Source organism: Gammaproteobacteria bacterium (ex Lamellibrachia satsuma) (assembly GCA_019623805.1).
Taxonomy (GTDB): domain Bacteria; phylum Pseudomonadota; class Gammaproteobacteria; order Chromatiales; family Chromatiaceae; genus QGON01.
Genome location: CP053680.1, coordinates 4,002,878 through 4,019,505 on the forward strand (window position 1 = coordinate 4,002,878; position 16,628 = coordinate 4,019,505).

Genomic DNA, 16,628 nt, shown 5'->3' on the forward strand with positions numbered 1-16,628 from the left:
AAAAAATCGGATTTATTGACTATTGCGGGAACTTCATGATTACTAATAAAAATCCATATTGGTTTGCGCTCGGCCGAAGCAGAGACGCTGAATCCGGCGTAATCTGAGATGCAGAAAGATCTGAAGAGTCGAAAACCGACTATTTTCCTTGTCGTGATTATAATGTTGATTGCAGCCCTGGTGGCTGCTGCGACCTTTATCCTGCTCTATAGGGCTGCATTCAGCCAGCATCTTCACCATCTTGCAATAAACGTCAATCAACAGGCCCAGCTGATTGGCGCTGTGGCCCGCTTTGATCGGAAACATGCCGATTATTACGAGCAGGATGCGGCCGATGCCACACTGTCTCAGATTGATGATGCCTTGCGATCCCAATCGTCCCTGAAAGGGTCTGAAGAATTTATTGTGGGTCGGCGTTCGGGTGACACCATAAAAGTCATCAGCCGAACAAAAAGTTTTGTGGCGGCAGACCCCCCGAAAGCACTTCCTTGGGCCGGAAAGCCCGGTGAGGTAGGTTCTCCCATGCGTCAGGCTCTGACCGGTAAACAGGGTACCATGGTGTTGCGTGACTATCGGGGTGCGGAAGTGATGGCCGCATTTGCACCGGTGAAAGAACTCGGGATAGGTCTCGTCATCAAGACGGATGTGGCGGATGTCAGGGCGCCCTATCTCCGTGCAGGCATTCTAGTTGCAGTGGTTTCAGTATTGTTGGTTTTGCTGGGATCGATACTGGTCCATAGGGTCACGCGGCCGATAATCAGCAACCTGGAATCCTCTGATGCACGCTATCGCAACCTGCTGGACAACATGGCTAACTGTGTTGCCGTCTATCAGGCAGTTGATGATGGTGAAGATTTCATATTCAGTGATTTCAATCAGGCGGGGGAACGTGCTGAACAGATTGTGAAAGCCGACTTGATCGGCCAGCGTGTGTCGAAAGTATTTCCTGAGGTTAAGGTATTTGGTCTTTTTGATGTACTGCAGCGGGTATGGAAAACAGGAGAGCCGGAACATTTTCCCATGGCCTTTTACCGGGATGATCGTATCTCTGGGTGGCGGGACAACTACATTTACAAACTCGAATCTGGAGAAGTTGTCGCTATTTATGAGGATGTCACCGAAAAGAAAACCGCAGAACAAAAACTGGCGGACTCAGAGCGAATCTTAAGTACTATTGTTGATGCAACGCCGGACTGGATCTTTATCAAGGATCACCAGTATCGTTATCTTTTTGCCAATGAGAGTTATGCCCGTGCAATTGGAACACAGGTTGAATCGATGCACGGTAAAACTGACGAGGAGTTGGGTTTTTCAACGGAACTGATCCAGGGCGATGAAGAGAGGGGGATTAGGGGATTCCGCCACGATGATAGAGATGTTTTACAGGGGGAGCACATCCATAATCCCCATGATCCTGCAACGTTTGCGGATGGCTCTCTTCACGTCTTTGATACACATAAGATGCCCCTATTCGGCACGAATGGCAAAATCTACGGGGTGCTCGGTATATCGAGGGATATCACGGCGCTTGACCAAATCCTCAACGATTTACGCATCAACGATGCCAGGCTTTCCCTGGCTGAGGCTATCGGCCAGCTTGGCCACTGGGATTGGGATATTGTCAGTAACAGACTGACCTGGTCTGATGAGATCTTCCGTATCTTTGGGCAGGAGCCTGGAGGCGTGCAGGAGACCTATGAGGCTTTTCTGAATACTGTGCATGCTGAAGATCGCCAGCTACTCAAGGATGCGGTTAATGCGGCACTCGAAAGCGATGAACCCTATAGCATCGATCATCGAATCGTCCTTGGTGATGGAAACGTCCGTTGGGTCCATGAAGAGGCGGAACTGGAAAGAGATGAGGAGGGATATCCGCTCAAGATGTTAGGCGTGGTTCTCGATATCACCAACCTGAAAGAGGCTGAAGAAAAAGCGGAACAGCAACGTATCTTCCTGCAGAATACTATCGATGGTATTACCGATCCGGTGCGCGTGATCGATCAAGAATACAATGTCCTGCTCATGAACAGTGCCGCCAAAGCCGCTACTTTCAAACAGGTCGACAGCAAGCAGTGTCTGAAGTGCTATCAGGCGGGACATGGACTGGAGCGTCCCTGTGATGAACTCGAAGATCCGCTCTATGATCATCCCTGTCCCATGAAAACGGTATTTTTTACCGGCAAACCGATGGTTATCACCGAAACGCTGGCTGACAATAGCGGTAAGATGAGAACCTATGAACTCTCATTCAGTCCTCTGCGTACGCTGGGAGGGGAGTTACAGGGTGTCATTGAGACGAGCCGGGATATCACTGATCGCCTGGGGATGGAACAGAGTCTGCTTGAGAAAGAGAGTCACCTCGAGCAGTTGACCTACCTGGATCAATTGACCCAACTTCCTAATCGTCTGCTGTTCATGGATCGTCTGCGTTTGGGGATCAGTGCGGCCCATCGTGAAAACCACCCTCTGGCAGTGGTCTACATCGATATTGATCGTTTCAAGCAGATCAATGAGAGCTTTGGCCATGAAATTGGTGATCAGTTACTGCTCGATGTGGCGAAACGCCTTCGGGGTACATTGCGGGAGGACGATACGCTTTCCAGGTTCAGTGGGGATGAGTTCGTCGTGATTACCGGCTATCTGAAACAGCCGGAACACAGCGCTGTTCTGGCGCAGAAACTTCTTCGCAGTTTTGACCAGCCGTTTGAGGTTGCGCAGCATCAGCTCTATCTGACCGCGAGTGTCGGTATCAGTATCTATCCACAAGATGGTACGGATGCTGATGACCTGTTGCGTGATGCCAATACGGCAATGTTTCAGGCCAAGGGCGAAGGCATAAACAGTTTTCAGTTCTATGAGGACGATATGACAGCCCAGGCCTTTGAGCATGTGCTGATGGAGACCAGTCTTCGTGGTGCTTTGGAAGAGGGTCAATTGCGGCTCTACTATCAGCCGCAGATCAGTCTTGAGAACGGCAGAATCATTGGTGCCGAAGCTTTATTGCGTTGGGAGCACCCGGATATGGGGCTTGTTTCTCCCGCCAAGTTTATCCCGTTGGCTGAGGAAACAGGTTTGATTCTGCCGATCGGAGAGTGGGTGACACGAACGGCCTGTCGGCAGCTGAAAGCGTGGCAGGACGCAGGTATCGAGTTGGGATGCATGGCGATCAATCTTTCAGCCAAACAGTTCAGGGCATTGAATCTGCTGGAGACAGTGACCGGCATACTCCAGGAAACGGGCTGCCCGGCGCAGAGGGTCGAGTTTGAGATCACCGAGAGCCAGATCATGGCGAATCCCCAACGATCCATCCAGATGCTGGACAAGCTGCGTGATCTTGGTGTTGGGGTTTCGATTGATGATTTCGGCACGGGATACTCGTCCATGGGGCAGCTGAAAAGTTTGCCGATTACGAAACTGAAAATTGATCGCATCTTCGTGTGGGATGTAGCGGAGAATACTGACGATCAAGCTATTGCTGAGGCCATAGTTGCGATGGCCAAAGCATTGGGCCTGGTAGTCATTGCCGAAGGCGTGGAAACGGAGTCGCAGAAACAGTGCCTGCAACAGATGGGTTGTCAGCAAGTGCAGGGTTTTCTTTACCAGCGGCCTGTGCCTGCAGAAGAATTTGCCCGATATGTAGAGGAGGTGGGGCTGGCGTAGAGTGGAAATTGAGAATGAATCTCAACCAAGCCAAAGAACCGGGTTTACAGGCAGTGCCTTCCGGTGGAATGGCCATGGAATCGTGTATAATCCTCCAAAGCTTGGGAAACAATAAAAGTTTTGCCTGCAGGTTTTTTGAGAGTCAGCTCTGAATACGGGTGTCTAAGACTCGCTGATCTATTATTTTGGAGTGAATTGACTGTCCGATGATCAGGTTGTTCGGCTACTTCATTTCAAAGTCGTTTCTTATTTTGGGGGAGATTGAGATCCTTGTCTTTGGAGGATCAGTCTGGCTGGCCCTCTATCTCCAACACTTTTTCTCCTCCCAAAACATGGGTGGACTACCCGAAGAGATGCTGCCGTCTGCCAGTGTTTATGCGTTGGTGATGATGAGTTCCATGATTGCTCTGGGATTATACCAGCGCGGGGTCCTGGAACGTGCGTCAGGGTTCGTGTTGCGGCTGCTGATCGTCTTTGGTATCGGCGCGGTCCTGATGAGTCTTATTTTCTATATCTGGCCCGAGATTTCGATTCCACGAAAAGAGTTTGGCCTCAGTCTGTTGATCTCCATGGCGGGCGTGCTGATTTTGAGGTCGATTTTTGTCCGGGTAACAGGGGCTGATTCCCGAAAACGGCGTGTATTGGTTCTGGGAACCGGCATCAATGCCGACAGAATAGAAGAACTCTATATTCAAAACCCGACCCTGGGATTTGTTGTCGTCGGTTTTGTAAACCTGGGGGACAGCATCAGTCTCATTGATGACTACCGGCAGATTCCCAAGGAGCAGGATCTCTACGACATTGCGATTCGCATGGCGGTGGATGAGATTGTGGTTGCCGTGGACGACCGCCGAAAGGGCTTGCCCGTCAATGAGTTGCTTGATTGCAAAATGCGAGGAGTGGAGATACTGGACCTGTTGACCTTTTTTGAAAAGGAAGATGCAATTATCAAGATCGACCTGTTGCATCCCAGCTGGATCTTCTTCTCAACCGGTTTCTACAGCGGTGCATTATCAATCCATCTGAAACGGGGCATGGATATAGTCTCCAGTCTCATATTGTTGATCTTGTTTTTGCCGGTAATGTTGCTTATCGCAATCACCAGTCTGATCAGTTCAGCCGGACGCCATCCTGTGTTTTATCATCAGACCCGAGTCGGTAAGGATGGCAAGCTGTTTCGTATCCATAAATTCCGCAGTATGAAAGTGAACGCCGAGACGGATGGCGCCCGCTGGGCGAGCAGGAACGATACCCGCGTGACCCGTTTGGGCGGATTCCTGCGCTTTGCGCGGCTCGATGAACTGCCCCAACTTTATAATGTACTCAAGGGTGATATGAGCCTGGTCGGTCCCCGGCCTGAACGTCCTGAGTTCGTGCAGCGCCTGAGCCAGGAGATTCCATTCTATTCGGAGCGCCACCGGGTAAAACCGGGGATGACCGGTTGGGCTCAGCTGATGTACGCATATGCCGCCAACCGGGAGGATACTCGTAAGAAGCTGGAGTATGATCTCTATTATGTAAAAAATACCGGTCTTTTTCTGGACCTGATCATCCTGCTCGAAACGGTGGAAGTCGTGCTGCTGGCCAAGGGCGCGAGATGAGCCAGCCTACGCTCAAACGCTAGGGCCTGTGTAGGCCTGATCAAGCGCAGCGGATCAGGCAATTCCAACGGAATCAACTGACCGCCGCCAGCGCCAACAGGGCGGTTCCATAGGCTGCCTGTTGCTGCACTGCCCGCTCCACCGGAACACCCAATAACCTCTGCCGAATCCGGCGCCAGGGTTCATTGCCCGCACCGCCTCCTATCGAGATAACCCGTCTGGGTGCGGGTGCCCCCAAGCGTTGCAGAAGCGCGTAACCCTCCCGCTCGATGTTGGCGATACCCTCAAGAATGCCCTGAAAATAGCGCGCATCGTCTTCTGGACGGGGTTCGAGGCGGGGTGTAAAACCGGGATCATTGAGCGGGAAACGCTCACCAGGTTGTAACAGCGGGTAGTAGTCGAGTCCGGTCGGATTTTCCGGCTCTATCTGCTGTGTCAAAGTGGCCATCTCTTCCCGACTGAATAGATCCGCGCAGATGGCGCCGCCACTGTTGGAAGCGCCGCCAACCAGCCAATGCTCTCCAAGCCGGTGGCTGTAGATGCCAAATTCCGCTGCAAATACCGGCTGGTCAGAGAGGATCTTCAACACCAGTGTACTGCCCAGGGAGGTGACGGCGTCTCCGATCTCCGCTGCGCCGGTCGCGAGTGTCGCGGCATTGCTGTCGGTGGTACCTGTGACAATGCGTACGCTGGTGGGTAGCCCTGTTGCATTTGCCACCGCATCGCTTAATTCTACTTTGTCAGATTAGATCTATAAGTAACTCACTGAATAATATAAAATATATGCTGTGAATTTCTTGGCAATCATCGTAAGGAAGAGCATCAAATGACAAGCACCAAGGTCATTTGAATTACCTGATACGCGCATAAGTAGAATCGATCGCATAGCGGAGCGATTCCAACGTTTCCAGTACCGCTTTGAATCCCATTTTCGAAGCAAGACGAGGTCGGTGTTTCAACCGGTCACACACTATCTCAAAGGCCTGATGCAAGCGCAGAGAAAGAACATGGAACGCATGGAAGAGGTGGTTGCAGGCGCAGATGATCAGCGTCTCCAGCATATGCTCACCGAGTCCCCGTGGGATCATCGTGCGGTGTTAGACCAAGTGGCGCTGGAAGCCGATCAATGGCTGGGTGGAACCGCGGATACCTGTCTGTTGCTCGATGAGAGTGGCCTTGCCAAGAAGGGTAAACATTCAGTGGGGGTTAAACGCCAATGGAATGGCCGCCAGGGCAAGGTGGATAACTGCCAGGTTGGTGTATTCGCAGCACTGGGTAAAGGGCACTTGTCCACGCTGATAGATGAACGTCTCTATCTACCCAAAGAGTGGGTATCGAACCCGGCTCGCTGTCGCAAGGCGGGTATCCCGGAAGTTGAACGGAAACATCAAAGCAAGTCAGAGTTGGCGCTGGAGATGGTGCGTCATCAGAGGACGCTTGGCCTGCGTTTTGCCTGGGTGGGTGCAGATGGGGGATACGGGAAGGATCCGGCTTTTCTGAGGGGTTTGGAGGCGATGGGTGAAACCTTTGTGGTGGACATCCACAAAGACCAACAGGTCTACCTGGAAGATCCACAGCCGTTCATACCGGAGAGCACGACAACGCGCGGTCGTCGTCGAAGTCGTCTGCAAGCCCAGGCAGCCCGTCTGCGCGTTGACCAGTGGCTCAATGAGCAACGGGACAGCGAGTGGCAGCAAGTGGTATTACGGGATAGCAGCAAGGGCAAACTGCGCGTCGAGATCCTGCATCATCGGGTTTGGCTTTGGGATGGAAAAGAAGCCCAGGCACATCAATGGCACCTGATTGTACGACGAGAGGTCAATTCACCGGAGACGATTAAATACACCTTGTCGAATGCACCGGAAGAAACGCCATCCCATTGTCTTGCAAAGATGCAGGCGCAGCGGTTCTGGGTTGAGCGTTCGTTCCAGGATGGTAAGAGTGAATCAGGTCTTGCTGATTATCAGGCCCGTAAATGGAAATCCTGGCATCACCATATGGCCTTGGTCATGATGGCGATGTTATTCATGCTCGAAGAGCGAATTGTGCAAAAAGATGATCACCCCTTACTCAGTTGTTCAGACATCGAATCGCTATTGCGTGCCTTCCTGCCACGGCGAGATATTGAACGCGATGAAATACTACGGCAAATGACGAAACGGCATCGTAAACGACAAGCGGCTATCGACTCCCAATATCGAAAACAGACGCTGGAACAGTCGGTTGCCGGGTGATGGAATCTGACAAAGTAGAATTAACCTGCCGATGACCGTCCCAGGCGGTCGCACGTCGGGCAGGCAGCCTGACGGCAACGCCAGGGATTCCATCCAGGAGGGCCAGCGGCGTTGCACCGGGTCATATCCCAGTTTCAGGCAGTTGTTCTCGTCACTGGGACCAAAATGGCCACTGAGCCTGCCGAGTATCCAATCTGCCTGATGCAGTGCCAGGAAATTTTCGGTATCGATCTGCCGCCGCAGATAGAGCAGTTTGGCAAGGCTGGAGGATGCGCTGTTGACCGGAGTGCTTGCAGGGGCTGCTTGAGCCAGTTCGGGCAGGAGAGCCTTGCTGCGGCTGTCGTTATACATCAGGGCGGTGGTGAGCGGCGAACCCTGCGGGTCGCAGCACAACAGGGTGGAGGATGTCCCGTCGACTGCGATGGCCTGTACGTCTACCCCTTTGAGCTGTTGGGCGACCGATAACAGCACTTCCAACACAGCATCCCACCAGTATTCCGGGCGTTGTTCGCTGCTGCCTCCACCCCCCCGTTCGGGAGGCGGAAGGTCGACAATGGCCTCTGCAACGATCGATTTTTCACAATCAATGGCAATTGCCCGGACGCCCGAGGTGCCGAGATCGATGCCAATGTAGCAGTTCATGGGTTAGGGCAGGGTGACGGGGTTCGGGGCTGTCCAGTCGTCGGCCTTGTGGTCGGCCACCACCGTGGTGTAGATGCCGCCACGCACATTAAATTCTGCGGTCAGGCGCATGTAGCGAGGTTGAGTGGCGGCTACCAGATCGTTCAGGATCTCGTTGGTGACTGCCTCGTGAAAGGCTCCCTCGCCACGGAACGACCAGATGTACATCTTGAGCGCCTTGAGTTCAACGCACTGTTTATCAGGTACATATTCTAGGCTCATCTCGGCGAAATCCGGCTGTCCTGTTTTGGGGCAGAGACAGGTGAATTCGGGGATGCTGATGCGGATGGTGTAGTCCCGCTCCGGGCGTGGATTATCGAAGGTTTCCAATTCTTTGCTGGGCTGACTGGGCATGCTTTTTTCGTCACAGGATAGATTGATTTGCCGGTGATTATACGGGAGTATCTCTTCACTCAGAAGAGACGGCTTAATTACAATAAAAAACAATGAGTTAAATTAAACTATTAAAGTTAATTATTCTATAATTCACCCTGTATCAACGGCGAATTTTCGTGTATCTTAGCGGCCCATGCGACTGGAGAAAATCAAACTCGCCGGATTCAAATCGTTTGTCGATCCGACAACGGTTCCGATGCCCAGCAATCTGGTGGGTGTCGTTGGCCCGAACGGCTGTGGAAAATCCAATGTCATCGACGCTGTGCGTTGGGTGATGGGGGAGAGCTCCGCCAAAATGCTGCGTGGCGAATCGATGGCCGACGTCATCTTCAACGGCTCCAGTGCCCGCAAGCCGGTAGGTACCGCAGCTGTCGAACTGATTTTTGACAACAGCGAAGGTCGGGCGGGTGGGCAGTACGCCCAGTACAACCAGATCTCAGTCAAGCGGCAGGTCTCCCGGGACGGTCAGTCGCTCTACTCTTTGAATGGCATACGCTGCCGCCGCCGGGATATCACTGACCTCTTTCTTGGAACTGGACTCGGGCCACGCAGTTATTCGATTATCGAGCAGGGCATGATCTCCCGTCTCATTGAGGCGCGCCCGGAAGATCTGCGTGTCTTTCTGGAAGAGGCGGCGGGCATCTCCAAATATAAGGAGCGCCGCCGGGAGACGGAGAATCGCATCCGCCATACCCGGGAAAACCTCGAGCGCCTTACCGACCTGCGGGACGAAGTTGCGAAACAGCTGCAACACCTGCAACGACAGGCTGCCACCGCAGAGAAATACCAACATCTCAAGCAGGAGGAGCGGCAGGTCAAGGCGGAGTTGCTGGCGCTGCGCTGGCGCACCCTGGATGAGGATCTGCAGCAGCGTGAACGCAAATTGGCCGAATTGGAGAATCTGCTGGAAGCCGCACTCGCCGGTCAGCGCAAGTTAGAGGCCGACATCGAGTCGGATCGGGAAAAACATACGGAAGCCAATGACCGCTTCAATGAGGTGCAAGGCCAGTTCTACGCCCTGGGTGCAGAGATCTCCGGACTGGAGCAGTCGATCCAGTTTGCCCGCGATACCAAGAAACAGCAGGAGTTGGATCTGGAACAGGTCGAGCAGACCTGGCAGGAGTCGGATGCCCACCGCTCCCAGGATGAGGCACGACTGGAGGAACTTAACGGCGACCTGATGCTGGAGGAGCCCCGCCTGGAAGAGGCGCGGGCGCTGGAGAGCGAGGCGACTGAGGCGTTGCTCCAGGCTGAGCAGGCGATGCAGACCTGGCAGGCAGAGTGGGATCAGTTTAATCAACATGCAGCGGAACCGGCGCAGACCGCGCAGGTCGAGCGAACCCGCATCAACCACCTGGAGCAGCAGGGCGATAATCTGCAGCGCCGTCTGCAGCGGCTGGATGAAGAGCTGGGGCGTCTCGACGATACCCGGCTGCTGGCGGAGATCGACGAACTCGAGGCGCTGGAGCAGGAGCAGGAGGCGCGGGTCGAAACCCTGCAGGAGCAGCTTGCCGGCAAAGTTGAGGAGATCAATGCCCAGCGTGAGGCCAACAGCCAGTCGGCCCGCCGGCTTGATCAGGCAAGGGCTGAACTACAATCGGGAAAAGGGCGGCAGGCCTCCCTGGAAGCCTTGCAGCAGGCTGCGCTTGGCAAGCAGGGCGACGAGGTTGCGCAGTGGCTGGAACAGAGTGATCTGCAGCAGGCGGCAAGGCTGGCCCAGAGTCTCAAGGTGACGCCTCGCTGGCAGCGTGCGGTCGAGATCGTATTGGGTTTTCATCTGCAGGCGGTTTGTGTCGATACACTTGATGATTTGAAAGAACATCTGGAAGAGTTGCAGAAAGGCGCCTTGACTCTGGTCGAAAGGTCGACCGCATCTTCTTCCCGGGAGGTTGGCAACAAGAGTCTGCTGGCACAGGTCGAATCGTCCTATCCCATGGAGAGCCTACTGGGCAGTGTGCGCATTGCTGAAGATCTGGACACTGCGTTGATGATGCGCCGCACCCTTCCCGCCGGTGCTTCAATCATCACACCGGAAGGCCATTGGTTAGGTTCCAACTGGCTGCGTATCACCCGAGAGTCCGATGAAAGTGCCGGTGTGTTGGCCAGGGAAGAAGATCTGCGAAGGTTGCAGGCAGAGCTGGCGGAACAGGAGGTGATGACTGAGAGTCTGGTGGCGTCGGTGGAAAACGGCAGAGCTGCGCTGCAGCAGATTGAACTGGCGAGAGAGCAGGCACAGTCCGCTTATAACGATGTCAATCGCAAACTCTCCGAGATCAGGGCGAATCTCAGCGGCAAGCGCACCCGTGCTGATCATTTGCGCCAGCGCCGGGAGCAGCTTCAACAGGAGCAGCTTGAGATTCGAGAACAGACCGAATCGGATCGTGAGCTGATGGAGCAGACGCGGCAACATCTGCACGCGGCTCTGGAGGCGATGGAGACCCTGGGCAAGCGGCGTGAGGCGCTGGTGCAGCGAAGGAATACCTTGCGGGATCAGCTCACTCAGGTTAGAGAGCGTGTCAATCAGCAGCGCAGCCAGACTCATCAGGCGGCACTGCAGATTGAATCGATGCGCACCGCACAGCGCTCTCTGGTGCAGAATCTGGACCGCATGCGCAGCCAGCTGAGCCATCTGGCCGAACGCCGGAATGAACTCAAATCGCTGCTTGCTGCAGGTGATGAGCCGTTGCAGTTGCAAATTGCTGAACTGGAAGAGAAGCTGGCGCAGCGTGTTATCGTGGAGAAGGCGCTTGCCGATGTGCGTAGTGGACTTGAAGGGGTGGACGCGCAACTTCGTTCCCTTGAGCAGGAACGCCACAAAGCCGAACAGCAGGTGCTGGAACGGCGCGGCCATCTCGACCAGAGCCGTCTGCAACGTCAGGAGGTTCTGGTACGCTGCAAGACGCTGGAAGAGCAGCTGCGGGAGACCGGCATGGAGGCAGAGGCGCTCTTTCGCGAGATACAGGAAGATGCCACAGAACAGGCTTGGCAGCAGCGGATGGAAAGGTTGGCCACGAGAATTCAGCGTCTGGGACCGATCAATCTGGCGGCTATCGATGAGTTTCAGGAGCAGTCGGAACGCATCAAATATCTGGATGAGCAGCATGCGGATATCACCCAGTCCCTGGAGACGCTGGAGAACGCCATCCGCAAGATCGACAGGGAGACCCGGACCCGATTCAAGGAGACCTTCGACCAGGTAAACTCCGGCATCAAGGAGCTGTTTCCGCGCCTCTTTGGCGGAGGTCACGCCTATCTTGAGCTCACCGGCGAGGATCTGCTGGACACTGGCGTTACCGTAATGGCGCGTCCGCCGGGCAAGCGAAACTCCACTATCCATCTCCTCTCCGGCGGTGAAAAGGCCCTCACAGCGGTGGCTTTGGTCTTTGCCATATTTCAGCTCAATCCGGCACCTTTCTGTATGCTCGATGAGGTGGATGCCCCACTGGATGATGCCAACGTAGGCCGCTTCTGCCAGATGGTGAAGTCGATGGCTGACAGGGTGCAGTTTATCTTCATCACCCATAACAAGATCACCATGGAGATCGCCAATCAGCTCTCTGGCGTCACCATGCACGAACCGGGTGTCTCCCGACTGGTTACTGTTGATGTGGAGGAGGCGGCTCAACTGGCTGCCCTTTAGGACGATGGAAAGCGGACTACTGCGACTGATTCTTCTTTTTTTGGGTATTGCCTTCCTGGTAGGCATCTATCTTTGGGATCGCACCCGGCGTAATCGGGACAGCATCCAGGCAAAGCCGCGTATCACGCCGGAGATGGACATAGTTTCCGACGACCAGGATTCTGAGGATACCCCGTGGGATCTGGAGTCGCGTGATTCGGAGAATATCGAACAGGAGCTGGAGCACCTCGACACGATAGTCACTGATGACAGGGAACTGCCGGATGGATCTGCCGGGGAGACGTCGTTCATTAAAACTAATCTGCCTTTCGTAGAGCAACAGGAGCTCTTCAGCTTCAGTGCGGATGAAGCCTCTCCTGTGGATGTCCCGATAAAGATTTTGCAGATCAATCTTGCCGCCAAGCGGGATGATTTTTCCGGACCTGCGATCATGGAAGCGGCAAAAGCCAGTGGTCTGGCTGTGAGTGAGATGAAGATATTTCATCGCTATACGAAGGATGGTAGCCAGAAGACTCTGTTTAATGTGGTGAGCATGGTGGAGCCCGGTATCTTCCCCATCGAAAAGATGGACGATTTCACCACGCCGGGTCTGATGCTGTTTGCACAATTGCCTGGGCCTGAAGATGGGCTGGCGGTCTTCTCCGATATGTTGTTCACTGCAGAGTGTCTGAAAGAGACCCTGGGTGGCGAGTTGCAGGATGAAACTCATAGTTCATTGACCAAACAGACCATCGAAAACATGCGCAGTCAGATTTTGGAACATCGGCGTCTGATCCGGCTTGCCAGGAGCCGTGGGTGATATCTGTTAAAGAAGCGGCCAGCCGAATCGACAAGCTACGGGACGAAATCAACCTCCACAACCAACATTACTACGTCTTCGATGACCCCCAAATTCCCGATAGCGAATATGACCGCCTGATGCGGGAACTCCAGTCCCTGGAGACAGACTTTCCCGACCTGATTACCCCTGAATCACCCACGCAACGGGTTGGCGGCGCGCCGCTGGAAGGTTTTGATACGGTCAAACATCGTGTCCCCATGCTTTCGCTTGATAACGCCTTCGATGCCGCCGAAATGGAGGATTTCGATCGCCGGGTTCGTGATCGTCTCGAACTGGCAGATGATGAGTCGATTGCCTATGTCGCCGAACCCAAGCTGGATGGCCTGGCCGTCAACCTGAGATATGAACAGGGAAGATTGGTGCTGGCAGCTACCCGGGGTGATGGTGCCAGCGGTGAGGATGTGACGAGCAATGTGCGCACCATTCCCTCCATTCCTCTGCGTCTGCTGGGGATCGACTATCCAGCTCTACTGGAGGTGAGGGGAGAGATATTCATACCGAAGGCAGGTTTCGAGGCGCTCAATGAAAAAGCGCGCAAGGCGGATGAGAAAACCTTCGTTAACCCGCGTAATGCCGCTGCTGGCAGCCTGAGACAGCTCGACCCCAGGATTACGGCCACGCGTCCACTGGCCTTCTACTGCTACGGATTTGGCGAGATCGATCCGGCGCCTATCGGCGAGACCCATAGCGACAGTATTCTGCGATTACGGCACTGGGGATTGCCGGTTTCGCCGGAATTGCAGGTAGTGCAGGGCGCCCAAGGCTGTATCGATTACTATGAAACGATTGCCGCACGCCGGGACGATCTTGAATACGATATCGATGGCGTGGTCTATAAGGTGGACCACCTTTCCCGGCAGAAGTCCCTGGGTTTTGTTTCCCGTGCACCGCGTTGGGCCATTGCCTACAAATTTCCTGCCCAGGAAGCGTTGACGGAGGTCGAGGCGATCGAGTTTCAGGTGGGGCGTACCGGCGCAGTTACCCCGGTGGCCCGCCTGAAGCCGGTTTTTGTCGGTGGCGTGACGGTCAGCAATGCCACGTTGCATAACATGGATGAGGTCGAACGCAAGGATGTGCGGGTGGGCGATACCGTATTCGTGCGCCGGGCCGGGGATGTGATTCCCGAAGTCGCGCGTGTTCTCACCGAGCGGCGCCCGGCAGCTACCAGTAAGGTTGAACTGCCTGCAAATTGCCCGGTCTGCGGATCGGACGTGGTCAAGTCGGAGGGTGAGGCGGTGGCTCGCTGCAGTGGTGGGCTCTATTGTCCTGCACAGTGCAAAGAGGCGTTGAAACATTTTGCCTCTCGTAAGGCGATGGATATCGAAGGGTTGGGCGATAAGCTGGTGGAACAACTGGTTGAAGCAGAGCGGGTTCATGACCCTGCTGATCTCTTCGGGCTGACACTGGAGCAGATCAGTGGTCTGGAACGCATGGCGGAAAAATCCGCCCGGAACCTGCTTGGCGCATTGGCCAAGAGCCGCCGGACGACCCTGGCCCGGTTTCTCTATTCTCTCGGTATCCGTGAGGTGGGAGAAGCGACGGCTTTGGGACTTGCCCGCCACTTCGGCAGTCTGGATGCCATTGAGGTGGCTGATGAGGAGATGTTGCAGGAGACCCCCGATGTGGGACCGATCGTGGCCAGCCACATCGTCACGTTTTTCCAGCAGCTGCACAATCGGGAGGTGATCGACCGTCTGCGTGCTGCGGGCATCGAATGGGAAGAGGGGGTGCCGGAACCCACCCATGCCCAACCCCTTGAAGGGAAGACGATTGTGCTGACCGGCTCACTCAGCCGTCCCCGAGGCGAGATCAAAGCTGAGTTACAGGCATTTGGCGCCAAGGTGACCGGCAGTGTCTCGAAAAAGACGGATTATCTGGTGGCGGGTGCTGAAGCGGGATCGAAACTGGCCAAGGCGGAGAAGTTGGGTGTTCAGGTTCTGGATGAGACAGAATTGGAAAAGTTGCTCGCCCAAGGTGAATGAAGACATAGCTTACGTAGGAGCCGCGCCCTCGCGGCGAGGCGCCGCTCCTACAACGACAGGAGTCGCTTTCCCGATTCACCGGTGGTAATCGGGGTTTCAGTTCCGGTAAGCTTGGCAACATTATTGAGCATTCGGAACCGTTTTCCGGATGAGAGCAGAGATTTACAGGGTAAGGGTTATGAGCGAAGAGTCATCCAAAGAGCGGGATGTCATGATGGTCATGCGTAAAGTGCTGACTTCCATCATCCGAGACACCACTCCGGAACACCGGAGCCTGCAGCATCCCCTGACGGAGAACACCATTCAGGATATTCGTCACTGCCTGGCATTGATTACAGCGAGGGAAAAGGAGCTGGCAGATGCGGCCGGGCGCACCGTTCAGGAGCGTCCCTATTATGCGGATGAACAGCAGCAGTCCACAGTAGTGCCCATGACAGGTATCGGCAGGGTGAATAGTAAGGACGAGTCGTAGGCTCGATCAAGCGTAGCGGATCGGGCAGTTTCCGCTGCGCTTGAACTGGCCTACATTGAAGGTATAAAAAACCGGAGGTCGTAGACCGTCCGGTTTTTTATACCGACAGATCAAAGATCTGCCGATTACCTGGATCAGCCTTCCTCTCTCTTTTTCAGGCCCGCCTGCTCATTGAATTCGAGTTTACTTTTTGCCCGTAGACCCTGAATGTACTCGCTGAGCACCTTTTGCTGCAGTTCAGTCATTAGCTCCTTGCGGACTGACTCAATCGCTGGGGCAGGCTGTTCCCTTGTCTCTTCCAACAGAATGACATGCCATCCGAACTGGGTCTTCACAGGTACTTTGGTATAACTGCCGGTTTCCATCGTCTTGACGGTATCGGAGAAGGGTTTGACCATCTGATCCCCATCAAACCAACCCAGGTCTCCGCCGTTTTTACCCGTAGGTCCGGTAGAGTGAGTTTTGGCCAGTTCAGCAAAATCAGCATCCTGCTCCAGTTCGGTAATGAGTGACTTGGCTTGCTCCTCCTCTTTGACAAGGATGTGCCGTGCTTTATACTCAACAGACGATTTTCCCGCGTATTTTTCATCGTAAAGCTTCTGCTGATCCGCATCGCTGGGCAGGTTGGCTTTGACGTATTCCTGAATCGCGGTCTGGGTCAGCAGCTTGGCGCGTAACAGCGCCAGTGTGGCGGCGACTTCTGGACGTTTATCAATATTTTTCGCTTCCGCATCCTGGGCGACGATCAGCACATTGGCCAGTTCGTTGAGCACAGTCATCTGCATCTCCTGGGATTGGTCGGCACCGGGGATGCGGCTGGCACGGTCCTGGAAGTAGATGCCGTACATGGGTTTGGTGACCGGCTGTCCGTTCACGGTGAGCAGCACGTCCGGAGTCAGCACCGTATCGTTGCGGGGATGGGTCGGCGGCAGGATCGCAGAGCGTTTCTCTTCACTGGCCGGCGCGGCAGTTTTCTGATTGTCGCTGCTGTCGGCTTCTTGGCTACAGCCAAAAAGGAGTGCTGCGCCGCAGAGTGTAGTTACGAGAAGTTGTTTCTTCATTGTCGGACCTTTGGTAGATAAAATTTGGTTTGAATTCTAGTTAGTGCTCGTAGGAGCTGC

General features: G+C 54.5%; 11 protein-coding genes. 7 read left to right on the forward strand and 4 right to left on the reverse strand.

What is annotated here, in order from left to right:
* The first annotated feature begins 162 nt into the window (after positions 1-162).
* Both HPY30_17225 and HPY30_17230 read left to right on the forward strand, forming a co-directional pair.
* Positions 163-3,660 (forward strand): EAL domain-containing protein, encoded by a 3,498-nt coding sequence (locus HPY30_17225; protein ID QYZ67572.1) that lies wholly within the window; start codon positions 163-165, stop codon positions 3,658-3,660.
* A gap of 206 nt (positions 3,661-3,866) precedes the next feature.
* Positions 3,867-5,261, forward strand: coding sequence for a TIGR03013 family PEP-CTERM/XrtA system glycosyltransferase (locus HPY30_17230; protein ID QYZ67573.1), 1,395 nt, complete (start codon positions 3,867-3,869; stop codon positions 5,259-5,261).
* Positions 5,262-5,334: 73 nt separating this feature from the next.
* Here the strand turns inward: HPY30_17230 and HPY30_17235 are convergent, their stop codons facing one another.
* Entirely contained in the window at positions 5,335-5,979 is a 645-nt protein-coding gene (locus tag HPY30_17235; GenBank protein ID QYZ67574.1) for a hypothetical protein, read from the reverse strand.
* 268 nt (positions 5,980-6,247) lie between these two features.
* On the opposite strand from HPY30_17235, the gene HPY30_17240 reads away from it, so the two are divergent.
* Positions 6,248-7,495 carry an IS701 family transposase gene (locus HPY30_17240; GenBank protein ID QYZ67575.1) on the forward strand — a complete coding sequence of 416 codons (1,248 nt, stop codon included), beginning with the start codon at positions 6,248-6,250 and terminating at the stop codon, positions 7,493-7,495.
* Here the strand turns inward: HPY30_17240 and HPY30_17245 are convergent.
* Positions 7,403-8,137 (reverse strand): hypothetical protein, encoded by a 735-nt coding sequence (locus tag HPY30_17245; protein ID QYZ67576.1) that lies wholly within the window; start codon positions 8,135-8,137, stop codon positions 7,403-7,405. The genes HPY30_17240 and HPY30_17245 overlap by 93 nt on opposite strands.
* Positions 8,138-8,140: 3 nt before the next feature.
* Entirely contained in the window at positions 8,141-8,530 is a 390-nt protein-coding gene (gene queF, locus HPY30_17250) for an NADPH-dependent 7-cyano-7-deazaguanine reductase QueF (GenBank protein ID QYZ67577.1), read from the reverse strand.
* Between the two features lie 175 nt (positions 8,531-8,705).
* On the opposite strand from queF, the gene smc reads away from it, so the two are divergent.
* The 4 genes from smc to HPY30_17270 all read left to right on the forward strand — a co-directional run bounded on the left by smc (position 8,706) and on the right by HPY30_17270 (position 15,507).
* A complete protein-coding gene (gene smc, locus HPY30_17255) occupies positions 8,706-12,212 on the forward strand; it encodes a chromosome segregation protein SMC (GenBank protein ID QYZ67578.1) in 3,507 nt (1,168 codons plus the stop codon).
* Positions 12,213-12,216: 4 nt separating this feature from the next.
* Positions 12,217-13,011 carry a cell division protein ZipA gene (locus HPY30_17260; GenBank protein ID QYZ67579.1) on the forward strand — a complete coding sequence of 265 codons (795 nt, stop codon included), beginning with the start codon at positions 12,217-12,219 and terminating at the stop codon, positions 13,009-13,011.
* A complete protein-coding gene (gene ligA / locus HPY30_17265) occupies positions 13,011-15,035 on the forward strand; it encodes an NAD-dependent DNA ligase LigA (GenBank protein QYZ68109.1) in 2,025 nt (674 codons plus the stop codon). Before HPY30_17260 ends, ligA begins: the two co-directional genes overlap by 1 nt.
* 178 nt (positions 15,036-15,213) lie before the next feature.
* Positions 15,214-15,507, forward strand: coding sequence for a segregation and condensation protein A (locus HPY30_17270; protein ID QYZ67580.1), 294 nt, complete (start codon positions 15,214-15,216; stop codon positions 15,505-15,507).
* Between the two features lie 134 nt (positions 15,508-15,641).
* Here the strand turns inward: HPY30_17270 and HPY30_17275 are convergent, their stop codons facing one another.
* A complete protein-coding gene (locus tag HPY30_17275; protein QYZ67581.1) occupies positions 15,642-16,568 on the reverse strand; it encodes a diguanylate cyclase in 927 nt (308 codons plus the stop codon).
* Between the last annotated feature and the right edge of the window lie 60 nt (positions 16,569-16,628).